22 protein-coding genes are annotated in these 21231 nt (G+C 62.6%); 8 read left to right on the top strand and 14 right to left on the bottom strand.

Annotated features, from left to right (window positions below; all coding sequences use genetic code 11):
- Positions 1 to 122: 122 nt before the first annotated feature.
- Both B348_RS0115370 and B348_RS0115375 read right to left on the bottom strand, forming a co-directional pair.
- The gene (locus tag B348_RS0115370; protein ID WP_026136811.1) at positions 123 to 578 is read right to left on the bottom strand and encodes a YaiI/YqxD family protein; all 456 of its coding nucleotides are present in this window, start codon (positions 576 to 578) and stop codon (positions 123 to 125) included.
- Positions 579 to 714: 136 nt separating this feature from the next.
- Entirely contained in the window at positions 715 to 2610 is a 1896-nt protein-coding gene (locus B348_RS0115375) for an FTR1 family protein (protein WP_017736963.1), read from the bottom strand.
- Between the two features lie 257 nt (positions 2611 to 2867).
- Between B348_RS0115375 and B348_RS0115380 the strand changes: the two genes are divergently transcribed.
- From B348_RS0115380 to B348_RS0115395, 4 genes are read left to right on the top strand one after another with little or no spacing between them, the layout of a single operon-like run.
- Positions 2868 to 4262, top strand: a complete 1395-nt coding sequence (locus B348_RS0115380; protein ID WP_017736964.1) for a COG3014 family protein — start codon at positions 2868 to 2870, stop codon at positions 4260 to 4262.
- A 10-nt stretch (positions 4263 to 4272) separates the two neighbouring features.
- Positions 4273 to 4644, top strand: coding sequence for a YcfL family protein (locus B348_RS0115385; RefSeq protein ID WP_017530843.1), 372 nt, complete (start codon positions 4273 to 4275; stop codon positions 4642 to 4644).
- A 35-nt stretch (positions 4645 to 4679) separates the two neighbouring features.
- The gene (lpoB, locus tag B348_RS0115390) at positions 4680 to 5267 is read left to right on the top strand and encodes a penicillin-binding protein activator LpoB (RefSeq protein WP_017736965.1); all 588 of its coding nucleotides are present in this window, start codon (positions 4680 to 4682) and stop codon (positions 5265 to 5267) included.
- A 3-nt stretch (positions 5268 to 5270) separates the two neighbouring features.
- Positions 5271 to 6011 carry a hypothetical protein gene (locus B348_RS0115395; RefSeq protein WP_017736966.1) on the top strand — a complete coding sequence of 247 codons (741 nt, stop codon included), beginning with the start codon at positions 5271 to 5273 and terminating at the stop codon, positions 6009 to 6011.
- Between the two features lie 121 nt (positions 6012 to 6132).
- Here the strand turns inward: B348_RS0115395 and B348_RS0115400 are convergent, their stop codons facing one another.
- The 3 genes from B348_RS0115400 to B348_RS0115410 form a co-directional block, all read right to left on the bottom strand.
- Entirely contained in the window at positions 6133 to 6765 is a 633-nt protein-coding gene (locus tag B348_RS0115400) for a LysE family transporter (RefSeq protein WP_017736967.1), read from the bottom strand.
- Positions 6766 to 6836: 71 nt separating this feature from the next.
- Entirely contained in the window at positions 6837 to 7391 is a 555-nt protein-coding gene (locus B348_RS0115405) for a mechanosensitive ion channel family protein (protein WP_017736968.1), read from the bottom strand.
- The gene (locus B348_RS0115410; protein WP_017736969.1) at positions 7391 to 9301 is read right to left on the bottom strand and encodes an ATP-binding cassette domain-containing protein; all 1911 of its coding nucleotides are present in this window, start codon (positions 9299 to 9301) and stop codon (positions 7391 to 7393) included. Before B348_RS0115410 ends, B348_RS0115405 begins: the two co-directional genes overlap by 1 nt.
- A gap of 50 nt (positions 9302 to 9351) precedes the next feature.
- Here B348_RS0115410 and B348_RS0115415 point away from each other — a divergent pair, with 50 nt between their 5' ends.
- Complete coding sequence (locus B348_RS0115415) at positions 9352 to 9813, top strand: TIGR02444 family protein (RefSeq protein ID WP_017736970.1); 462 nt, start codon at positions 9352 to 9354, stop codon at positions 9811 to 9813.
- Here the strand turns inward: B348_RS0115415 and B348_RS1000000130985 are convergent.
- Positions 9810 to 10823 carry an AlgP family protein gene (locus B348_RS1000000130985; protein WP_026136812.1) on the bottom strand — a complete coding sequence of 338 codons (1014 nt, stop codon included), beginning with the start codon at positions 10821 to 10823 and terminating at the stop codon, positions 9810 to 9812. The two genes, B348_RS0115415 and B348_RS1000000130985, sit on opposite strands and share 4 nt — an antisense overlap.
- Positions 10824 to 11015: 192 nt before the next feature.
- On the opposite strand from B348_RS1000000130985, the gene B348_RS0115425 reads away from it, so the two are divergent.
- Entirely contained in the window at positions 11016 to 11693 is a 678-nt protein-coding gene (locus B348_RS0115425) for an FKBP-type peptidyl-prolyl cis-trans isomerase (RefSeq protein ID WP_017736973.1), read from the top strand.
- A gap of 53 nt (positions 11694 to 11746) precedes the next feature.
- Here the strand turns inward: B348_RS0115425 and B348_RS0115430 are convergent, their stop codons facing one another.
- The 7 genes from B348_RS0115430 to B348_RS0115460 form a co-directional block, all read right to left on the bottom strand.
- Entirely contained in the window at positions 11747 to 12205 is a 459-nt protein-coding gene (locus B348_RS0115430; protein WP_017736974.1) for an Rsd/AlgQ family anti-sigma factor, read from the bottom strand.
- Between the two features lie 215 nt (positions 12206 to 12420).
- Positions 12421 to 12936 carry a disulfide bond formation protein B gene (locus B348_RS0115435; protein WP_017736975.1) on the bottom strand — a complete coding sequence of 172 codons (516 nt, stop codon included), beginning with the start codon at positions 12934 to 12936 and terminating at the stop codon, positions 12421 to 12423.
- Positions 12937 to 13172: 236 nt separating this feature from the next.
- The gene (locus B348_RS0115440) at positions 13173 to 14414 is read right to left on the bottom strand and encodes a heme biosynthesis protein HemY (protein ID WP_017736976.1); all 1242 of its coding nucleotides are present in this window, start codon (positions 14412 to 14414) and stop codon (positions 13173 to 13175) included.
- 5 nt (positions 14415 to 14419) lie between these two features.
- Complete coding sequence (locus tag B348_RS1000000131965) at positions 14420 to 15535, bottom strand: uroporphyrinogen-III C-methyltransferase (protein WP_017736977.1); 1116 nt, start codon at positions 15533 to 15535, stop codon at positions 14420 to 14422.
- Positions 15536 to 15553: 18 nt separating this feature from the next.
- Positions 15554 to 16312 (bottom strand): uroporphyrinogen-III synthase, encoded by a 759-nt coding sequence (locus B348_RS1000000131970; protein WP_017736978.1) that lies wholly within the window; start codon positions 16310 to 16312, stop codon positions 15554 to 15556.
- Positions 16309 to 17250 (bottom strand): hydroxymethylbilane synthase, encoded by a 942-nt coding sequence (hemC, locus tag B348_RS0115455; RefSeq protein WP_017736979.1) that lies wholly within the window; start codon positions 17248 to 17250, stop codon positions 16309 to 16311. Before hemC ends, B348_RS1000000131970 begins: the two co-directional genes overlap by 4 nt.
- 138 nt (positions 17251 to 17388) lie before the next feature.
- The gene (locus tag B348_RS0115460) at positions 17389 to 18135 is read right to left on the bottom strand and encodes a LytTR family DNA-binding domain-containing protein (protein ID WP_017736980.1); all 747 of its coding nucleotides are present in this window, start codon (positions 18133 to 18135) and stop codon (positions 17389 to 17391) included.
- Positions 18136 to 18637: 502 nt separating this feature from the next.
- Between B348_RS0115460 and argH the strand changes: the two genes are divergently transcribed.
- Positions 18638 to 20032: an argininosuccinate lyase gene (gene argH / locus B348_RS0115465; protein ID WP_017736981.1), complete on the top strand. Its 1395-nt coding sequence runs from the start codon at positions 18638 to 18640 to the stop codon at positions 20030 to 20032.
- Between the two features lie 109 nt (positions 20033 to 20141).
- Here the strand turns inward: argH and B348_RS0115470 are convergent, their stop codons facing one another.
- Positions 20142 to 20801 (bottom strand): glutathione S-transferase family protein, encoded by a 660-nt coding sequence (locus tag B348_RS0115470; protein WP_017736982.1) that lies wholly within the window; start codon positions 20799 to 20801, stop codon positions 20142 to 20144.
- Positions 20802 to 20927: 126 nt separating this feature from the next.
- On the opposite strand from B348_RS0115470, the gene B348_RS0115475 reads away from it, so the two are divergent.
- Complete coding sequence (locus B348_RS0115475; protein WP_010207441.1) at positions 20928 to 21212, top strand: hypothetical protein; 285 nt, start codon at positions 20928 to 20930, stop codon at positions 21210 to 21212.
- Positions 21213 to 21231 lie beyond the last annotated feature (19 nt).

Below are 21231 nucleotides of genomic sequence, written 5' to 3' on the forward strand. Positions count from 1 at the left end.
GGGAATTTGTGTTGTAAGGGAGCTTATTGTGGCGAGGGAGCTTGCTCCCGCTGGAGTGCGCAGCGCTCCCAAGATTTTGGGGCCGCTACGCAGCCCAGCGGGAGCAAGCTCCCTCGCCCAGGTCAGGGTTGGCGCATCAGGCGCGTGAGGATGCGGTCCAGGGCATTGGCAAACGCCTGCTTGTCCTTCTCGCCATGAGGCGGTGGCCCGCCGCCCATCTGGCCCTGCTCGCGCAGATCGGTGAACAGGTTGCGCACCGCCAGGCGTTCACTCATGTTCGCCGGGCTGAACTCCTTGCCCCGTGGGTCTAGGGCGGTGACGCCCTTCTTCACCAGGCGATCAGCCAGCGGTACATCGCTGCAGATCACCAACTCACCGGGCACCGCGTGTTCCACCAGGTAGTCATCCGCCGCATCCGGGCCGCTGGGGACCACGATCAGCTTTACGCATGAAAAGCTCGGCTTGATCTGGCTCTGCCCGGCCACCAGTACCACGTCGAACTGGCGCTTGAGGGCGAACTTCACCACCTGGTCCTTGGCTGCCCGAGGGCAGGCGTCGGCATCGATCCATACGCGCATAAACACACCTTCCAGAAACAACATCTATCCAATGTGGGAGCGGGCTTGCCCGCGATAGCGTCGGATCAGCCAACACCTACATCGACTGACACACCGCAATCGCGGGCAAGCCCGCTCCCACACTGACTGTGCCCGATTAAATAGTGGCGCGACGCTTCTCGGCCAACCGACTGCGGCCATACAACACCACAATCGCCAGGATCGCCACTGCCTGCGCACTCAACGAGTACGCATCGGCATGAATCCCCAGCCAATCAAAGTCAAAGAACGCCACCGGCCGTGTGCCGAAGATCCCGGCCTCCTGCAATGCCTTCACGCCATGCCCGGCAAACACCACCGACAACGCGCACAACAGCGCCGCATTGATGCCGAAGAACAGCGCCAACGGCAGCTTCGCCGAGCCGCGCAGGATCACCCACGCCAGGCCCACCAACAGCACCAGCGCCGTGGCGCCACCCGCCAACACGGCGTTGTGCCCAGCCGGGCCGGCTTGCAGCCACAGGGTTTCATAAAACAGGATCACTTCGAACAGCTCGCGATACACCGAGAAGAACGCCAGCATCGCAAAACCGAAGCGCCCGCCGCCGCCCACCAGGCTGCTCTTGATGTAGTCCTGCCACGCAGCAGCATGGCGGCGGTCGTGCATCCACACGCCGAGCCACAGCACCATCACGCTGGCAAACAGCGCCGTGCAGCCTTCCAGCAGTTCACGCTGGGCACCGCTGACGTCAATCACATACGCCGCCAGCGCCCAGGTGGCCAAGCCCGCCAGCAGCGCCAGGCCCCAGCCAACGTTGACACTGCGCACCGCCGACTGCTGGCCGGTGTTACGCAGGAACGCGAGGATCGCCGCCAATACCAGGATCGCTTCCAGGCCTTCGCGCAGCAGGATCAGCAAACCGGAGATGTAGCTCAGCGACCAGCTCAGGCCATCGCTGCCCAGCAGGCCGGCGGATTCAGTCAGCTTGCCCTTGGCCACATCCAGGCGCTGCTGCACTTGTTCGATCGGCAGCCCGTCCTGCAACGATTGCCGATAGGCCATCAGGGCTTTCTCAGTGTCCTTGCGCAGGTTGGCGTCGACGTTATCCAGGGAGCTTTCCACCAGCTCGAAGCCTTCCAGGTAGGCGGCGACGGACAAGTCGTAGGCCTGCTCATGATCACCGCTGCGGAACGCGGCGAGGCTCTTGTCCAGGGTGCTCGCGGTGTAGTCGAGCAACTGCGCCGGGCCACGCTTGACCTGCGGCGGTTGTGCGCGCTGGGCGCGGAAGGTCGCGGCGGCGGCTGGGCCGCTGGCTGCCAGCACTTCGTTCGGGGTCTGGCGGGCCAGGTCGGCGAGGTTGAACGGTTGCTCGCTCTTGGCCGCAGCCGGGTCGGCGGTGAAGCCGGCGATGTAGGTGGCCAGGTCCCAGCGCTGACGGTCGTCCAGCTGGTCGGCAAAGGACGGCATGTCGGTGCCTTCGACGCCCAGGCCGAGGGTGTTGTAGATCGCATACAGGCTCAGGCGATCCAGGCGCGTGGCGTCCGTCAGGTTGGCGGGCGGCGGCGTCATGCCGGTGCCCGCTGGGCCATCACCGGCGCCGGCAGCGCCGTGGCACACCGAGCACTGCTGGGCGTAGAGCGGCGCGCCGCGCACAGGGTCGGGAGTGATCGCCGGGGCCTGGCTGACTTCATAGGCCACCGCCAGCTTGGCGCCCAACTGCCGGGCCTGGCGGGCGACGGTCGCGCCCTCCGCATGGGCAGTGACTGCTGCCAGCAACTCATCAACGCCGCTGATCAACTCGGCGCGCTCGGGCTTGGCCGGCAGATCCGCCACCAAACCCTGCAACACCCCAAGAAACTCAAGCTGCTCACGGTACTCGGAATCATCGACAACCTTGCCCGCCTCCACCGTCGGCGGGTAGTCGGCGCCAATGTAGTCCAACAAATGCAGGGCTTGTGGAGCGCCCTCGGTCGTCGCGGCCAGCAGATGAGAGCTGCACGACATCAACGCCGGCAGCATCAGCCAGGCGAGAAAACGGAAGGGGGCAGTCATGAATGAATCTCAAAGGGAAATACGAAGTAACATATTGTTTAACGTTAAGCGCTTTGACTCAAGGCGTTAGTGATTTGACGCAGGGAATAGCGTCGAAACAGTGATGGCGCCCCCACCTATCCCCCAGGCAAAAAGCCATTGTTTTGCCAGCTATGGCGCCTATAATGCCGCGCCCTGTTATCGCGAAAGGGTCTTTATTTCCTCGTTTTAATGAGGAATTGGCACATCAGCTGGTTACGTTCAGGGAAGAAGTCTGCATGGCATTTCGCGCCGTTACCCCGCTCGCACTCGCGGCGGTCACCTTGCTGTCGGGTTGCTCGATGTTTCGCAGCTACGACAGCGAGCTGCAAGCCACCAACCAGCAGTTGGTCAGCGGCAATGTCGAGGCCGCGCTGACCCTGCTGGAGAAAAACAACAGCGGCGAAGACAAGGACCTGCTGTATTTCTTCGAAAAGGGTGAATTGCTGCGGGCCAAGGGCGACCTCAGCGGCAGCCAGATCGCCTGGCGCAGCGCCGACCTGCAAGTCTACAAGTGGGAAGAGTCGGTCAAGTTCGACAGCGAGCGCTACCTCGCCCAGTTCGGCAGTTTCCTCGCCAACGACAAGGTGCGTCGCTATGAAGGCTATGACTACGAAAAAGTCATGCTGACCACGCAAATGGCCCTGAACCTGCTGGCCCTGAACGACTTCGACGGCGCCCGCACCGAGATCAAGAAGACCCACGAACGCGAAGCGGTGATCGCCGACCTGCGCGACAAGGAATACCTCAAGCGCGAGAACGAAGCCGAACGCCAGGGCGTGACGACGCAGTTCAAGGACCTGCGTGGCTACCCCGTGGAAACCCTCGACGCGCCGGAAGTGGTCGGCCTGAAGAACAGCTACCAAAGCGCATTCAGCCATTACCTCGCCGGTTTCGTCTACGAAGCCCTCGGCGAAAAAGACCTGGCCGCCCCCGGCTACCGCAAGGCCGCCGAGTTGCACCCGAACACGCCGTTGCTGGAACAAGCCCTGCTCGACCTCGACAAAAGCAGCCTCGGCGCCGATGAAACCGACGTGCTGATCGTGGTGCAGAGCGGCCTGGCGCCGGCGCGTGATTCGATCCGCCTGCCGCTGCCGATCCCGATCGACGGCCATCTGGTGATTACCCCGCTGTCATTCCCGGTGATCAAGGCCGACACCTCCACCGCGCACTTCGCGCAGATCGGCGTCGATGGCCAGCAACAGAACCTCACCGCACTCAACAGCACCACCGCCATGTCGCGCCGCGCCCTGCGCGATGACATGCCGGGGATCATCCTGCGCACCACCGTGCGCGCCGTGACCCGTGGCGTGACGCAAAACAACCTGAACAAGACCAACCCCATGGCCGGGCTGGTGCTGGGCATCGCCTCGGCCGTCACCGAAGGCGCCGACACACGCACCTGGCGCACCCTGCCGGACCTGACCCAGGTCACGCGCCTGCGCCTCAAGCGCGGCGAGCACCAGGTCAGCCTGCCCAACGCCCTGGGCGGCACACGGGTGACCGTCAAGGCCGACCAGCGCTACCAAGTGATCACCCTGCGCGTGGTCGGCAACCAGGTGTTCGCCGGCGGCCTGGCGGCCCACGTGGTGCCGAGCCCGACCACCCAGGCCATCGCCCTCAAACAACCTTAAGGAGCACGTTATGCGTCATTTCATCCTCGGCGCCCTGGCGCTGGTCCTGCTGGCCGGCTGCGCCACCCCGCCGCCACCGGAACCCGGCAGTGCGGCGAGCAAAATCGTAGTGATGGGCAAGTTCAAGGGCATCGCCGTCGGCGCCATCCGCGTGGCGCGCGAGAACGGCTTCCTCACCGCCAAGGTGCAGTTGAGCAATATCACCAGCAGCAACCAGACGATGTATTACCGCTTCGCCTGGCTGGGGGCCGACGGCTTCCCGGTGGGCGACGAAGACACCTGGAAAGTGCTGAACCTGTACGCCAACCAGGCGACCTTCCTGCCGGCCATTGCCAACTTGCCTCAAGCCGCGGACTTCCGCCTTGAAGTGAAGACGCCTTGACGCCCGCCCCTATTCAGCTCTGGAGAGATTCCCCCATGTTTGCACGCTTCTCGATCCTTGCCGTGGTTGCCGTCCTGGCCAGCGGTTGCTCCAACACCTCGCCGGTGCTGGGCAGCAAGAACATCAGCTACGGCGACACCAAGGCCGTGGAAACCGTGACCAACGAGTTCGGCTCCACCGACCTGCAGATGATCGCCGAAAGCATGACCCGCTCGCTCGCCCAGTCCGGCATCCTGCAAGGCCGCCCGGTGGTGCAGGTGTATGACGTGAAGAACAAGACCAGCGAGTACATCGACACCCGCGAGATCACCACGTCGATCAAGACCCAACTGATGAAGACCGGCACCGCACGCTTCGCCAGCGACAACACCGACATGCAAAGCCAGGTCGACCAGCTCAAGCTGCAGAACCAGAGCGGCCTGTACAAGAAGTCCACGGTGAGCAAGACCGGTAACATGGTCGCCGCCAAGTACCGCCTGGAAGGCTCCATCAGCTCCATCGTCAAGCGCAGCTCGGATTACAAGGACGTGTTCTACAAGTTCAGCCTGCAACTGGTGGACGTGGAAAGCGGCCTGGCCGAGTGGATGGACGAAAAAGAAATCCGCAAGACCACGGAGCGCTAAGCCATGCGTACATGGATCGGCATGATCGGCCTGCTGTGCGCCTTTGGCGCCTCGGCCGCACCGAAAATCGCGGTGACCGACCTGGCCTATCAGGCGCGGGTCGAGGAATACATCCACGCGGTGTCGGCCAGCAACAACTTCCAGGCCAGCGGCTACCACGCCAGCGGCGCGTCGAGCTACGCCGAGTTCGAGAGCCGCTCCAGCTACATCGAGCAGCTTGAGCTGCGCAAATTCAGCGGCGACATCAAGGGCGAGATCCTCAAGTCGCGCCAGTTCCAGTTGGTGCAAGGCACGCCCTACACCGCCGACGCCAAGGGTGACGTGTATGACGTGATCAAGCGGATCAAGGCCGGCAACTTCAAGGGCGCGGACTACGTGCTGTTCGGCACCCTGTCCGACATCGACTTCACCCAGGACCTCAACGCCATCGACCGCACCAACAGCTACTCGGCGGTGCTGAGCCTGACGCTGGTGGCGGATTTCAGCCTGATCAACACGCGCACCTTCGAAATCACCTCGGCGTTTACCGCCATGGGTGAAGGGCAAGACACCAAGCTGGTGAACAGCCGCGACGTGCGCGTGAACCTGAACCGGCCACGGGTGGTGAAGGACGTGTCGAAAACGTTGGGTGAGGATGTGGCGCGGCAGCTGGCGGAGCAGTTGGGTGGCGGGTATCAAGAACCCGGCCAACCCGTGTTGCGCAATAACCTGCCGAGGGATGAAGCGCCGAAGATCCTGCGCTGATCCTCGATAACGCGGCTAACACAAATCAATGTGGGAGCTGGCTTGCCTGCGATAGCGGTGTATCAGATACACCGCTATCGCAGGCAAGCCAGCTCCCACAGTTTTGATCCGGTTTCGTCAGTTATGCCGTGGCGCGGTGCAGGCTGGCGAGGAAGCCGGCGGCGCCGACAAACAACCCGGCAAACGTACGATTCATCCGCTTCTGCTGCTTCGGCGTACGCAACAAGCGCAACACCTTCGCCGCCAACCCCGTATACCCCGCCATCACGATCATATCCACGCAGATCATCGTCGCGCCCAGGATCACGTACTGGATCACCAGCGGCGCCTGCGGGTTCACGAACTGCGGCAACACCGCCAGCATGAACACCAAGGCCTTGGGGTTGCTCGCATTGACCAGGAAGCCACGGAACATCATCGCCATCGGCTTGCCGATCGGGCGCACGGCCGCGTCATCGCTCATGTCCATGGGCAAGGCGCGCCATTGCTTGATGGCCAGGTACACCAGGTACGCCACGCCAAACCATTTGATCGCATAGAACGCGGTAGACGACGTCGCCAGAATCGCACCCAGGCCGCCGGCGACCACGGCAATCTGCATCGCCAGGCCGATTTGCAGGCCAATGGCATTCCAGTAACCGCGCGCAAAACCGTATTGCAGGCCGCTGGACATCGAGGCGATGGCACCGGCACCGGGGGAAAGGGAGATGATCCAACTGGCCACGAAAAAGGCCAGCCATGTATCGAGCGCCATTACACACCTCGTTTCAAATTCGTCGTAAGCGTTAAGCTAACTCCGAGCACCGAGGCCTGGCTATAGAATTTTTACGCGGGGCTGGTCCAGCGGCGCACCGAACGCTGGAAGAACAGGCTGTTAGGCACCTGCACCATCGCGCTGTCGGTACCGGCTTCGGCCACTTCGATCAGCGTGGTGTACAGCAGGTTGATCGCCACGACGCGGCCCTTCACGCCCGGTTTGTCCACGGTGTCCACCAGCTCCACGATGTCGCCGATGCGGAACGGCCCGACGGTAAAGATCAGGATCGCGCACAGCAGGTTGGACAGCACCGACCACATGGCAAAAAACGCCACGGCCGCCACGGCGACAAACCCCGACAGCGCCGTCCACAGCACCGTGGCGGACACGCCCACGCGTTCCAGCACAAAGATCAGCGCGCTGCCCATGATCAACCAGCGCAAGCCACCGCGCAGCGGCATCAGCAGTTGCGGCGGGAACGGGTAGCGCTCGCCCAGGCGCGTCAGGCCCTTGGCGACAAAACGCTGCGCCAGGTAGCCGGCCAGCAGGATCAGCAGGATCTGCACGCCGATCCAGATCGGCTCGACCCACTGCGGCGGCAGCGGCAACTGCAAGGCTTCCATCAGGACAGCGCCTCCAGCTGCGCTTGCAGGGTTTCGAGCAATTCGAGGGCTTCCATCCAGGTTTCCTCCAATTGCCCTTCACGCACCTTGAGCTTGGCCTGTTCGGCCAGCAGGTCGCGCAGTTCATCCTTGCGTGCGGCTTCGTACACGGCGCTGTCGCCCAGGCTGGCTTCGATCTTGGCCAGGCGCTCATGCACCTTGCCCAGTTCGGCTTCCAGCTTGTCGGCTTCACGCTTGTGCGGCGCCAGTTGTTGGCGCAAGGCAGCGGCGGCCTGGCGCTGGGCTTTCTTGTCGGTCTTGTCCGGGTTGACCGGCGAGTTGCTGACCGGCGCGTTGCGCAGGCGGTAATCCGTCAGCCAGCGCGCGTAGTCGTCGAGGTCGCCGTCGAATTCTTCGACTTTGCCGTCGGCCACCAGCAGGAAGTTGTCGGTGGTGCTCTTGAGCAAGTGGCGATCGTGAGACACCACCAGTACCGCACCGCTGAATTCCTGCAAGGCCATGGTCAGCGCCAGGCGCATTTCCAGGTCCAGGTGGTTGGTCGGTTCGTCGAGCAGCAGCAGGTTCGGCCGGTCCCAGGCGATCAACGCCAGGGCCAGGCGGGCTTTTTCGCCGCCGGAGAAATTCAGCACCGGCTCATCGATACGCGCGCCACGGAAGTCGAAGCCGCCGAGGAAGTCGCGCAGCACCTGTTCGCGCTCGGTCGGCGCCAGGCGTTGCAGGTGCAACAGCGGGCTGGCCTTGGCGTCGAGGGAGTCCAGCTGATGCTGGGCGAAGTAGCCCACCACCAGGTTCTCGCCGCGGGTCAGGCGACCGGCCAGGGGTTGCAGCTCGCCGGAGAGGTTCTTGATCAGCGTCGACTTGCCCGCGCCGTTGGGGCCCAGCAGACCGATGCGCGCGCCCGGCGTGAGTTGCAGCTTCACTTTTTCCAGGATGGTTTTTTCGCCATAACCCAGGCGTGCATCCGAGAGGTCCAGCAACGGGCTGGAGATTTTCACCGACTCGCGGAACACAAAGTCGAACGGTGAATCGACGTGGGCCGCCGACAGTTCTTCCATGCGCTCCAGGGCCTTGATCCGGCTCTGGGCCTGGCGGGCCTTGGTGGCCTGGGCCTTGAACCGGGCGATATAGCTTTCCATGTGCGCACGTTGCGCCTGCTGCTTCTCGAACGCCTGCTGCTGTTGGGCCAGACGTTCGGCACGGGCGCGCTCGAACGCGGTGTAGCCGCCACGGTAGAGGGTGATTTTCTTCTGTTCGACGTGGGCAATGTTGTCGACCACGGCGTCGAGGAAATCCCGGTCGTGGGAAATCAGCAGCAAGGTGCCCTGGTAGCTCTTGAGGAAATCCTCCAGCCACAGGATCGCATCGAGGTCCAAGTGGTTGGTCGGTTCGTCGAGCAGCAGCAGGTCGGACGGGCACATCAGCGCCTGGGCCAGGTTCAGGCGCATGCGCCAGCCGCCGGAGAAGTCGGCGACCGGGCGATCCATCTGTTCGTTGGTGAAGCCCAGGCCGGCGAGCATCTTGCGCGCACGGGCGTCGGCGGTGTAGCCGTCGGCACTGTCGAGTTCCGCGTGCAGGCGCGCCTGGGCGCCGCCGTCCTGGGCTTTCTCGGCCTCGGCGAGCTCGTGTTGCACCTGGCGCAGGCGCAGGTCGCCATCGAGCACGTAGTCGATCGCGATGCGGTCCAGGGTGTCGATCTCCTGGCGCATATGGGCGATGCGCCAGTCGGCGGGCAGCAGGCAGTCCCCGGAATCCGGGGTCAGCTCACCCAGCAACAGGGCAAACAACGTGGATTTGCCGGCGCCGTTGGCACCGATCAGGCCGGCTTTGTGACCGGCGTGCAGGGTCAGCTCGGCGTCTTCGAGAAGACGTTGCGGGCCACGCTGTAATGTTAGGCTTTGAAGTCGGATCATAATGGCGGCGGAGTCTACCAGCTTCGTTGGCCGCTGGCTTGGGTGTGAATATGTGCGCTGACCTGTGGAGCTTTGCCCTCTCGACCTACGCCCGGCCGGGCGTCGAAGCCGCTTGCCTGCGCTTGCAGGAACAAGGTGCGGATGTGTGCCTGTTGCTCTGTGGTGCCTGGCTGGAGCAGCGCGGCGTAGCGGCTGCGCCTGATCGCGTGCTGGCCTTGCAACAACTGGCTCGCCCATGGCGCACGCAGGTGATCGAACCGTTACGACAGGTGCGTGTGCAATGGCGCGTCATGGCACAGCAGGATCAGCCATTGGCGGCGCTGCGCGAACGGATCAAGGCAGTGGAGTTGGAGGCAGAGCGGGAATTGCTGACACGCCTGGAAGCGTTGGCGCTGGCATGGCCGGCAGGGGAAGGTCAACAACAGTGGCTGGAAGGACTGGCGGCTGAGGATGCCGCCAACCTTGACCATGACGCGCTGCAGCAGCTGCGCGTCATGGCCACCGGCACTTAGGAAGCGCTGGTTGGGGTGGTGCTTGGCGCTACCGGTGCAGGCGTGCTGCTGGCCGATGCGGTTGGAGCGGTGGACGCGGTAGCAGCAGGTGCAGCTGGCTTGGCCGGTGCTGGTTTGGCAGCGGCGGGCTTGGCAACAGCTGGTCTGGCGGCTGGTTTTGCAGCAGCAGGTTTTGCAGCTGGCTTTGCAGCAGCGGCTTTAGCGACTGGCTTGGCAGCTGGTTTTGCAGCAGCGGTTTTGGCAGCTGGCTTAGCGGCTGGTTTTGCAGCAGCGGTTTTAGCAACTGGCTTAGCGGCTGGTTTTGCAGCAGCGGTTTTCGCAGCTGGCTTAGCGGCTGGTTTTGCAGCAGCGGTTTTCGCAGCTGGCTTGGCGGCTGGTTTTGCAGCAGCGGTTTTAGCAACTGGCTTGGCAGCTGGTTTTGCAGCAGCGGCTTTGGCAGCTGGCTTGGCGGCTGGTTTTGCAGCAGCGGTTTTAGCAACTGGCTTGGCGGCTGGTTTTGCAGCAGCGGTTTTAGCAGCCGGCTTCGCGGCTGGTTTCGCAGCAGCGGTTTTCGCAGCTGGCTTGGCAGCAGCTTTAGCTGGCGCCTTCGCGACAACGGCTTTTGCAGGTACACGAGCACCCAACACTTTAGCCACGGCTTCCTTCACACGACCAACGCCCTGGGCCAGTTTCAGGCTTTCTTGAGCGTCTTTTTTGAGTTGGGAAATGTAGCCGCGGGTTTCAGCTTGGCGATCCTTGAGGGCGTCCAGCAGGTCCTCAAGTTCTTTGACAGCGTCTTTGGCTTTGGCTTGTGCCTTGGCCTTGCCGGCAGTGGCGGCGTCTTGCAGTTTGGTGCGGGATTTGTGCAGCTTTTCTTGCGCTTTACCGCGTTGTTTTTCCAGCTTGGCGAGCAGTTTTTCTGCATCGGCCAGGGCTTGGGAACAAGCGCTTTCCAGATGTTCGAGCAAGCTGCCCGAAAGTTGTTGGAGTAAATGCAACGGGGTATTTACAGGCTTCTGTTTGGCCGACATGGTTTACCTCCTGGCTGACGTGGGTGCGGCTCATACTAGCCCTCTGCTCTTACCGCCGCTAGGGCATGTTGACAGTATCGTTTGCCCGGCGTTGCACCGCGCGAAAATTCTTATCGTTATAACGAAAATACCCGGCACTTTTTACCCACTCACACTGGCATAATCCGTCGCACTTTCGGCGGGAGGATGCCCATGTCGCGTTACCTTTTTCTTGTGCTTGGCCTGGCGATTTCGGTGGCCAATGCGAGCGAACAATCACCGCCCAAAACCACTGAGCAGAACCAGCACGACCTTGCCTACAGCCTGGGCGCCAGCCTCGGTGAACGCTTGCGCCAGGAAGTCCCCGACCTGCAGATCCAGGCCTTGCTCGACGGGCTCAAGCAAGCCTATCAAGGCAAGCCGCTGGCGCTCGACAACGCGCGCATCGAACAGCTTCTCGCCCAGCACGAAACGCAAAACGAAGCCGATGCACAGGCACCGCAAAGTGAAAAAGCCCTCGCCGCAGAACAGCAGTTTCTAGCCAAGGAAAAAACCGCCAGCGGCGTGCGCGAATTGGCCAATGGCATCCTGCTTACAGAGCTGGCACCCGGCAGTGGCGCCAAGCCGCTGGCAACGGATGAGGTGCAAGTGAAGTATGTGGGGCGGCTGCCCGATGGGACGGTCTTCGATCAGAGTGCGCAGCCCCAATGGTTTCGCCTGGACAGCGTGATCAGTGGCTGGACCAGCGCACTGCAACAAATGCCTACCGGCGCAAAATGGCGTTTGGTCATCCCATCTGCCCAGGCCTATGGCGCCGACGGTGCCGGCGAGTTGATCGCACCTTACACACCACTGGTCTTTGAGATCGAACTGCTCGCCACCCGCCATTGAGCGCAAAAAAAACGGTGCGCCATGCGCACCGTTTTTTGTCTCGCCATCCGGGATCAAGCCTGGGTAGCCGGCTCTTCCTTATGGGCGTTGTGCAGCACCTCTATCAGGCAGTCTTCCAGCTCGAAACGCTCGTGAAGCAGGCCACCCAACTCTTTGAATTTCTCGGCCACACAGTTGCCGGCATCACACAGGTCGGTGAACACCAACAGCTTCTCGGTGATCACATCGATGCGTGGGTAGATCGTTTCAGCGAGGTCCAGACCACGCTGATCGTCGAAGGCTTCCGCCTCCTTGGTCAGCTGCTCGTAGACACCGAAATGGCCGGCTGACACGTAGTCCACCAACACACCACAGAAGTCCTGCAACGGCTCGCGGTTCTCAGCCAGCGCCTCGGGCTTGGCGCCAAGCGCATCAAAGGCCCGAACCAGTTCATGACGTGCCTTCAACCAGCTGTCGATCAGCTTGTGCACACCACCCCAGCGTTCCTGAGCATTCTGACAACTTTCCAGCATGATGATCTCTCTTCCCTATAGGGGCGCTGCCGCCTGGTGCCCGCGCAACACTTCAAGGATAAAGCCGCAGCCGGACAAGGCCGCATCGGACAAACGGTTTCGATAACGCGTGCGGGCCAGATTATGCCCGCATGACTATGGCTTCAAGGTACGCAGGAGAGAAAGTTCATACAAGTGTTTAATCCCGTCCTACAACCATTGAACTGATTCAGGTGCTAGACCTGCCGCAAATGCAGGCCGGCCAACAGCCGTGAAAACGGAATGAGACCCAGGACAAGCATCACGACGAAGAACAACAGGCTCCACTCCGGGAGGCTCAAATCGAACAGCGTCCAGTTGATTTCCACGCAATCGACAGTGCCATTGAAAATAGCCTGGACTGCTTGCCACATGGACAGCCTTTCCAGCATGTCCTGCAGGCTTGGCCAGCACTCTGGAGGCGCGCCCGACGAAATACTTTGCAGCAATACCTGACGCGCAGCGGTGAAGGCACCCAACAAGGCGCAGCCCATGCCTGCCAACCCGTAAAGGCCAGCCCCGGAGCGCTTGGGGTTATGGATCGCCGCGATCAGGTTGATCAGCATGAACGTGGCAAGAAACACCCGCTGTACCTGGCACAGGAAGCAGGGGCGCAGCAGCGCACCATATTCCAGGTAGAACGACACACCCAACGTCAGCGCGCCAGCGATGAACGCCAGGAAAAACAAGGTGCGTGAGGGGGCCAAAGACATTGCTTATCCGTACCGCAGAAGATAGGCCGTTACGGTAGAGGAAAGGCCTGACCCCTTTCAATACGCGCTAGAGCAGACGATTCCGCGAAAGCGTGAGGACATCCCGCCAGAGCGCGGAGGACATAACGAAGCGCTACGTAGGAGTTTGTTACGAATCCCGCTGCACCGAGGAATTTCGCTGGCTTGAAGGGTTGGCTGTCAGAAGCATCTGCGCCAACCCTCTCATCTTTCCTACTTCAGACTCGCGCAGGTACCGGCAACGGAGAGGCGAGTAGACGGTTATCCAAAAGGCCCAGGCCTTCCTGGAACAGCTGGTTGCTGCGCTCGGTGTCCCCCAGCTGGGCCAACAGGCGTGCGAGCTCGGCACAGGCTTCGGGATTGCGCTGCACCTGCAGGCTGCTTTCCAAATAGTCGCGTGCCTTGCCCCACAAGCTGTTTTGCAGGCACAGGCGACCCAGGGTCAGCAGCAGGCTGGCATCGCCCGGATGGTCCTTGAGCCAGCCTTCGGCAAACTTCAGTTGCCGCGCCGGATCGCTGCCACGCAGCAAGCCATAGAGCCGGATCAGGTGGCTGTCATAGCCGCGCTTGATCGCGCCACGCAACACTTCTTCAGCCTTGGCGTCAGCGCCCAACTGGCGCAATTGCTCGGCATACGCCAAAACCAACTGCGGTTCCTGGCGCTGGGCGGAGGTCAACTGCTGCCAGGCCCGCTCAAGGGATTGCAAGCCGGCTTCGCCCTGCTCTTCACGCTGGGCCGCCAGGCTGAGGTTCTCACCCCAGGCGCGACGTTCCAGCTCGGCCAGCTCGGCGGCGGGCAGCACCTTGTCCTTGCGCAACTCGGGTAGCAGGCGGATCACCGACGACCAATCGCCACGCTGCTGATGCAGGCGCTGCAGCTGACGCAGGACCTGGGCGTTATGGGGATGACGTTCGTGCATGGCCTGCAAGGTAACGAGGGCGCCCTCGGTGTCACCGCGGTCCAGCTGCAGTTGCGCATGGCTCAAGGCGATTGCCAGTTCGGCCTGGGGCTGACGCTCCAGGGCGCGCTCCAGCAAACCGTCAGACTCTGCATAGCGGCCCTGCTCGTTCGCCGCACGCGCGGCGCCGAGGTAATAGAGCAAAGGTTGGCGTTCCGCTTCGGCAGCGCGGTGCAAGTGGCGCTCGGCACTGGCCCAGCGGCCTTCGGCGAGGTCCATCTGCCCCTGCTCGATGGCGATCTGCACACGGCGGCTGCGGTTGCGGCGCGACCATGGGTTGACCACGCCACCGGAGGTGGTCACAAGGCTCAACAGCAGGCGCACCAGGTAGATCGCCAGGCCGATGGCAAACACCGCCACCAAGGTCGCCCACAGGCTCGATTCGTAATGCAGCACGTGGGGATAGGTAATCAACACGTAGCCGGTGTGTTTCGAGATGCCCACCGCCAGTGCCAGGGCGATTGCAATCGCCAGCACCAGGCCCACATAGAAACGCTTCATCGGCTTTACTCCTGGGTGGCCGGCTTGCCAGCCGACGCCTTGGCTTCGTCAGCAGACAAGTGGCGACGCTCAAGGTACGCCTGCACCGCTGCCAGGCTCGCCGCCAGGTCTGGCGTCACCACCGACACGGCCTTGGGCTCAAGCTCGGCGATACGCGCCAGCATCGCCTTGCTTTGCGGGTTGTCCTGGTTGAAGTTGTCTTGCAGCACGCTGCGCGCCTCACCCAACGAACGGCTGTACACCGCCGTCTCGCCGTTGAGCGCAGCCCATTGCGCCTGCTCCAGCGCCAGGCTCAGGGCCAGGCGCACCTGGTTCAAGCCTTGGCCGGCCAGCAATGGGCGGATGTTGTCGTCCGGGTTGAAGTCGATGCGGAAGTAGCGCGAGATCTGCTCCCACCACTGGCTCCAGCGGCTATCGGTATCCGTGGTCGGACGCCCTTGGGAGGCCGGCTCGGTGAGCTGGTATTCGGGGGCAATCGCGGCCAATTGCACCACTTGGTCGCGCAGTGCCGCCAGTTGCAGGTACAGCCCGGTGCGATCCGGCTGCTCGGTGCTGCGCAGTGCGGCAAGGCTCTTGGCCAGCTGTTCACGCGCGGCGTAGGAACCCGGATCACTCTGTTCACGCAAGATCTCGTCGGCGCCCTGGACCAGCGACTGAGCACTGTTGATATCCTGCAAGGCCGACAAGCGCAAGCTGGCCAGACGGATCAGGTGCTCGGCTTCCGCCAGGCGCCAATCCTGGCGGCTGGCGCCCAGGACGGTTTCCAGACGCTGGCTGAGGCGCTGCTGATCGCCCTGCAACTGGGCCACCAGGCGGCGCCGCTCTTCAAGCTCCTCCGCGCCGGGCAACTGCGCCAGGCGTGCGGCCAACTGTTGCTGGCTCTGCTTGAGGGATTGGGCCTGGTCATCCAGCGTGCGCACCTGGCCCAGCTGTTGCTGGCTGCTGGCTTGCAGGGCGCGGACCTGCCAGAGCCCCCAGCCACCAGCTGCAACCCCGGCGGCGCCGAGCAACAAGGCCACGATCGCCAGGCCATTGCCACGGCGTGGCGCAGTGACCGCTGACTCAACCGGCGCATCGAGTGCGGGTTGGGTTTCTTCTTTGGGCAAGGCTGTTTCGCTCACGTATCCGTCCTTTGCGTATCAGAGAGTGGTCGCGCGATGGCTGCGCAGTGCCACTAACAAAGCCGCGGCGCTCGCACCGCGACAATCCACAACTTTTTCTGCGCCGGCAGCCCGCGCCATCTCATAGACTCGCGGGCTCGGCACGAACAACGGCAACTGTGCCACCTGTGGCCAATCGGCACCGGCCAAGGCTTGCAGGTGCAAAAAACCCTGCCCACTGCTGACCACCAGGCCGTTCAAGCGTTCCAACTGGATGCGTTGCATCAGCGTCCCGGCGGCATAGCTCGGCAGGAACCGACGGTACAACTCCAAGTAGACGACACTAGCACCTTGCTCGCGCAAACGCTCAGCGAGCAACTCCCGACCGCCTTCGCCGCGCAGGATCAGCACGCGCGCATCGGGCCGCGCAATAGCCTCGCGCAAGGCCGGCAGTGCAAGCAAGGCCTCACTGTCGTCACCGGTTTCGGGATAGTGAACGTGGAGCCCGTGATCGGCCAGGACCTGGCCCGTGGCCGCGCCGACGCTGAACCACGGCAACTGCGGCCAGGCTTGATCCAGCTGTTGCAGCGCCAGGCGTGCGGCGGGCTTGCTGACCACGATCACCGCGCAAAAGCGGCCCAGGTCACGAAAGATGGCCTGCTGTTCGGGTGTGACGGGTAACGGCTCGATGTCCAGCAACGGCAGGCTGCTGCTGAAAATCCCGGCTGCCGACAACGACGCCGCCAAGGACAACGACTCCTCGGCAGGCCGCGTCAGCAGCACACGCCAGTCGGTCACTGCGGGCCGGCTTCGCCGTAGACTTTTTCGAGGATGGCGCCGGCGCCTTTGTCCAGCAACGCTTCGGCGACCTGAATACCCAGGGCCGCCGCGTCACGTTGCGGGCCACGCACCTCGGCAGTCAGCAAGGTGCCGCCGTCCGGGTCGCCCACCAGGCCGCGCAGCCACAGGTTTTCCCCTTCGAGCACGGCGTAGCAGGCGATGGGCACCTGGCAGCCGCCATTGAGGTGCTTGTTCAGGGCCCGTTCGGCGGTGACGCGCACTTCGGTATCGTGGTGATCAAGGGGCTTGAGCAGTGCGTGAATCTCACTGTCGGCGGTGCGGCATTCGATGCCCACGGCGCCCTGGCCACCGGCTGGCAGGCTGTCTTCGACGCTGATGGCCGAGGTGATGCGGTCTTCGAAGCCCAGGCGGATCAACCCGGCGGCGGCCAGGATGATCGCGTCATACTCACCGGCATCCAGCTTGGCCAGGCGCGTATTGACGTTGCCGCGCAGGAAGCGGATCTGCAGGTCCGGGCGACGGGTCAGCAACTGCGCCTGGCGACGCAGGCTGGAGGTGCCGACGATGCTGCCCAGGGGCAATTCATCCAGGGAGGCATAGGTATTGGAAACGAAGGCATCACGCGGGTCTTCGCGCTCGCAGATACAAAAAAGGCCCAGGCCTTCGGGGAAGTCCATGGGCACATCTTTCATCGAATGCACGGCGATGTCGGCTTCGTTTTCCAGCAGCGCGGTTTCCAGTTCCTTGACGAACAGGCCCTTGCCGCCGATCTTCGACAGCGGCGAGTCGAGCAGCTTGTCGCCGCGACTGACCATGGGCACCAGGGACACCACGAGGCCTGGGTGAGCCTGCTCCAGGCGTGCTTTGACGTATTCGGCCTGCCACAAGGCCAGGGCACTTTTACGGGTGGCGATGCGGATTTCGCGAGAGGACATGGATCAATCCGTACTGAATAGATACGGCAGATAATAACAGCTCAGGCAAATACGCTTTGATTTGAATCAGCAAGTGCGGGGCCTCCCTGGCCGCGTCGCACCGGGATAAGGACTGCAGGCAACGCCAAAGCCCTTGGGCTAAAGCTGCTGCATCATCTTGCGCACACCGGCCACATGGCGTCGGCTGACGATCAGGGCATCGCCATTGAGCCCCTTCAGGAACAACTGAAAGTGCCCGAGTGGCGTGCGTTGCAACCGTTCGATACGGTCACGGGCCACCAGCGCATTGCGGTGAATACGCACAAAGCGGTCGCCGAACTCATCTTCCAGGGCCTTGAGCGGCTCATCGAGCAGCACTTCACCGGCCTCGTGACGCAGGGTCACGTACTTGTGGTCGGCAATGAAGTACACCACCTGATCCAGGGGAATCAGCTCGATGCCTTTGCGGGTACGTGCACTGATATGGCTGCGCGGCCCGTTGCCGCTCTGGGCAGCCGGCTGAGTCAAGGCGGTGAGTTGGCTGCGGTTGGGGCGCTCGGCCTTTTTCAGGGCCTTGAGCAGGGCGCCGGCTTCGACCGGCTTGGCCAGGAAGCTGACACCACTGGCTTCCAGGGTCTGCGCGGGGAAATCCTCTGGCCCTGCGTACAACACCAGCGCCGGCGGCGACTCGCGTTCGCTCAGGCGGGCGGCGACTTGCAGGCCATCAAGGCCCGGCAGGCGGATATCGAGCAGCACCACATCCGGCTTGAGGCTGTCGATCAGCGTCAACGCTTCTTCGCCCGTGGTGGCGCTCGGTTCAAGGACTGTATAACCCTCGAGTTCACTGACCAAACGGCTCAGTTGCTCGCGGGCTTGGGGTTCGTCTTCAACGATCAGGACATTCATATTGCGCTGGATTCCTGCGTGAGTCTCGCACAAGGATAGCGTAGACAGGTGCGGTGACTTGCGTCACAGCGATCCACGCTAAGACTAGCGCGAGCGGCAAAAAGTGCCCCGAGAGTGGCACCCATATTTACCCGGACCTGTTCAATTGCGCCCAAGACCTTCTGACTTCGGGCATCGTCGTAGGGTTTGCTGATACACAATCCGAATACCCCCCTTCTGAATGAATAGCCTGGGCTCTGACCGCATCACCCGGCTTTGGTGCATTCACGCTCTATCAGTGCAACTGTAGACGCTCACTGCGACGACATTGCTCTATCGTCAAATATCGTTTCAATAAACACCCGAGTCCAGTCTCTTCCCGGACGCGTCCGGCGGCAAGGCACTTTGCCATCCTTCGTGCAAATAAAAATGCCGACCACCCGTAGCACCGCCTCCACGGGCAACCCTGTTATTATCGCCGGCACACCTCCAAGCCTCTTTAAAGCAGATCACGAGCGAATCCATGAGCACCGACAAGACCAACCAGTCCTGGGGCGGCCGCTTCAGTGAACCCGTCGACGCCTTCGTCGCCCGCTTCACCGCCTCCGTCACCTTCGACCAGCGCCTGTACCGCCACGACATCATGGGCTCGATCGCCCACGCCACGATGCTGGCCAAGGTCGGCGTGCTGACCGACGCCGAGCGCGACAGCATCATCGATGGCCTGACCACCATCCGCGGTGAGATCGAAGCCGGCACGTTCGACTGGCGCGTCGACCTGGAAGACGTGCACATGAATATCGAGGCCCGCCTCACCGACCGTATCGGTGTGACCGGCAAGAAACTGCACACCGGGCGTAGCCGTAACGACCAGGTCGCGACCGATATCCGCCTGTGGATTCGTGATGAGATCGACCTGATCCTGGCCGAGATCACCCGCCTGCAACAAGGCCTGCTGGAACAGGCCGAGCGTGAATCCGGCACCATCATGCCCGGCTTCACCCACCTGCAAACCGCACAGCCCGTGACCTTCGGCCACCACCTGCTGGCCTGGTTCGAAATGCTCAGCCGCGACTACGAGCGCCTGGTGGATTGCCGCAAGCGCGCCAACCGCATGCCGCTCGGCAGCGCCGCACTGGCCGGCACCACGTACCCGATCGACCGTGAATACACCGCGCAACTGCTGGGCTTCGACGCCGTCGGCGGCAACTCCCTGGACGGCGTGTCCGACCGTGACTTCGCCATCGAATTCTGCGCCGCCGCCAGCATCGCGATGATGCACCTGTCGCGCTTCTCCGAAGAGCTGGTGCTGTGGACCAGCGCGCAATTCCAGTTCATCGACCTGCCGGACCGCTTCTGCACCGGCAGCTCGATCATGCCGCAAAAGAAAAACCCCGACGTACCTGAGCTGGTACGTGGCAAGAGCGGTCGCGTGTTCGGCGCGCTGATGGGCCTGCTGACCCTGATGAAAGGCCAACCCCTGGCCTATAACAAGGACAACCAGGAAGACAAGGAGCCGCTGTTCGACGCCGCCGACACCCTGCGCGACTCGCTGCGCGCGTTTGCCGACATGATCCCGGCGATCAAGCCCAAGCACGCGATCATGCGTGAAGCGGCGCTGCGCGGGTTCTCCACCGCCACCGACCTGGCGGACTACCTGGTGCGCCGTGGCCTGCCGTTCCGTGACTGCCACGAAATCGTCGGTCACGCCGTGAAGTACGGCGTGGACACCGGCAAGGACCTGGCGGAAATGAGCCTGGAAGAACTGCGCCAGTTCAGCGACCAGATCGAGCAGGACGTGTTTGCCGTGCTGACGCTGGAAGGTTCGGTGAATGCGCGTGACCATATCGGCGGGACTGCGCCGGCGCAGGTGAAGGCTGCCGTTGTGCGTGGCCTGGCCCTACTCGCTAGCCGCTAAAAGCATCGCAGGCAAGCCAGCTCCCACAGGAGACCCGGGTCGTCAAGACAACTCGGTCAACTGTGGGAGCGGGCTTGCCCGCGATGACGACCTCCCAGGCACCCAACATCTACTTCTTGGCAGCAATCATCGCCATAAACGCCGGCATCGCCGCTTCCCTGTCCGCCGCAACCCTCTGCGCATTGGGCAGTGCATGCAACTTGTCCAGCAACGCCTTGGCCGCCGGCATCTGCGCCAGCAAATCCACGCCAAACAGCTTCTCGCCCACCCCGCAGGCGAGGTTCACGCTGTACATGAAATACAGATCCGCAATCGTGAAGCTCTCCCCCGCCACATAAGGCGCGAACTTGCCGTGCCGACCGAGAGACCCCATCCCCAGCAACAGCTCGGCCTTGGATTTGTCCTTGATCGCCTCCGGTACCGGCATGCCAAAAAACGCCTCGGCGAAACACGCGCGGGCGGGCAATTCGATGTACAGCTCGATTTCCCGGCACAGCGCCAGCACCTGGGCAAGCTGGAACGGGTCCGCCGGCAGCAGCGCCGGACCTTCCTGGGTTTGCTCGATGTATTCGAGGATCACGCTGGTCTCGTTGATAAAACCCTGTTTGACCCCCAGCACGGGCACCTTGCCTCGGGGGCTCACGGCCAGGGCTTCAGGCGTCTGGCCCGCGTAGAAAGGCACCTCTTCAAACGGCAGGCCCTTCTCCAGCAGCGCCAGCTTGACCATGTTGTAGTAGTTGCTGACCGAAAATCCGTAGAGCTTGAGCATTGCGACTGCCTCCAGGCCGAGTATGGGGTTGGCTGCATGAGTTATAGATCCGAAGGCCCCGCCTGACCAGCAGCATCACCTGCCTGAATGGGGGTAGACTGGCGTCCTTTCCTTGAGGAGCCTGCCATGAGCGAGCCGACCGATATCGACAACGACGAAGAAGAATTCGCCGAAACCACCCTGATCGAAGCCATCGAAAACCAGATCGAGAGCGAAAACCCGCCTGCCGCCAAGGCCACCTTCAACAAGCTGACCCTGGTCGGCTACGAGCGTGAAGAGATCCTGCAACTGATGGCCCACGTGCTTGCCGTCGAGATCGACGCACTGCTGGAAGAGGACCGCGCGTTCAATACCGAATGGTATGAAACTGCGCTGCGCGCCCTGCCGGAACTGCCGCCCGAAAAGCAATAAATCCAACACGCGGCAACAC

The sequence above is a fragment of the Pseudomonas sp. CBZ-4 genome (assembly GCF_000346755.1).
GTDB lineage: Bacteria > Pseudomonadota > Gammaproteobacteria > Pseudomonadales > Pseudomonadaceae > Aquipseudomonas.

Bases quoted from the DNA above. Each gene is read 5' to 3' on its own strand.
- B348_RS0115440 (WP_017736976.1), bottom strand. From the start codon at position 14,414: ATGAAGCGTTTCTATGTGGGCCTGGTGCTGGCGATTGCAATCGCCCTG.
- B348_RS0115475 (WP_010207441.1), top strand. From the start codon at position 20,928: ATGAGCGAGCCGACCGATATCGACAACGACGAAGAAGAATTCGCCGAA.
- B348_RS0115380 (WP_017736964.1), top strand. From the start codon at position 2,868: ATGGCATTTCGCGCCGTTACCCCGCTCGCACTCGCGGCGGTCACCTTG.
- B348_RS0115405 (WP_017736968.1), bottom strand. From the start codon at position 7,391: ATGGAAGCCTTGCAGTTGCCGCTGCCGCCGCAGTGGGTCGAGCCGATC.
- argH (WP_017736981.1), top strand. From the start codon at position 18,638: ATGAGCACCGACAAGACCAACCAGTCCTGGGGCGGCCGCTTCAGTGAA.
- B348_RS0115425 (WP_017736973.1), top strand. From the start codon at position 11,016: ATGTCGCGTTACCTTTTTCTTGTGCTTGGCCTGGCGATTTCGGTGGCC.
- B348_RS0115395 (WP_017736966.1), top strand. From the start codon at position 5,271: ATGCGTACATGGATCGGCATGATCGGCCTGCTGTGCGCCTTTGGCGCC.
- B348_RS0115415 (WP_017736970.1), top strand. From the start codon at position 9,352: ATGTGCGCTGACCTGTGGAGCTTTGCCCTCTCGACCTACGCCCGGCCG.
- B348_RS0115385 (WP_017530843.1), top strand. From the start codon at position 4,273: ATGCGTCATTTCATCCTCGGCGCCCTGGCGCTGGTCCTGCTGGCCGGC.
- B348_RS0115460 (WP_017736980.1), bottom strand. From the start codon at position 18,135: ATGAATGTCCTGATCGTTGAAGACGAACCCCAAGCCCGCGAGCAACTG.
- B348_RS0115400 (WP_017736967.1), bottom strand. From the start codon at position 6,765: ATGGCGCTCGATACATGGCTGGCCTTTTTCGTGGCCAGTTGGATCATC.
- B348_RS0115370 (WP_026136811.1), bottom strand. From the start codon at position 578: ATGCGCGTATGGATCGATGCCGACGCCTGCCCTCGGGCAGCCAAGGAC.
- hemC (WP_017736979.1), bottom strand. From the start codon at position 17,250: ATGTCCTCTCGCGAAATCCGCATCGCCACCCGTAAAAGTGCCCTGGCC.
- B348_RS0115470 (WP_017736982.1), bottom strand. From the start codon at position 20,801: ATGCTCAAGCTCTACGGATTTTCGGTCAGCAACTACTACAACATGGTC.
- B348_RS0115435 (WP_017736975.1), bottom strand. From the start codon at position 12,936: ATGTCTTTGGCCCCCTCACGCACCTTGTTTTTCCTGGCGTTCATCGCT.
- B348_RS0115410 (WP_017736969.1), bottom strand. From the start codon at position 9,301: ATGATCCGACTTCAAAGCCTAACATTACAGCGTGGCCCGCAACGTCTT.
- B348_RS1000000130985 (WP_026136812.1), bottom strand. From the start codon at position 10,823: ATGTCGGCCAAACAGAAGCCTGTAAATACCCCGTTGCATTTACTCCAA.
- lpoB (WP_017736965.1), top strand. From the start codon at position 4,680: ATGTTTGCACGCTTCTCGATCCTTGCCGTGGTTGCCGTCCTGGCCAGC.
- B348_RS0115375 (WP_017736963.1), bottom strand. From the start codon at position 2,610: ATGACTGCCCCCTTCCGTTTTCTCGCCTGGCTGATGCTGCCGGCGTTG.
- B348_RS0115430 (WP_017736974.1), bottom strand. From the start codon at position 12,205: ATGCTGGAAAGTTGTCAGAATGCTCAGGAACGCTGGGGTGGTGTGCAC.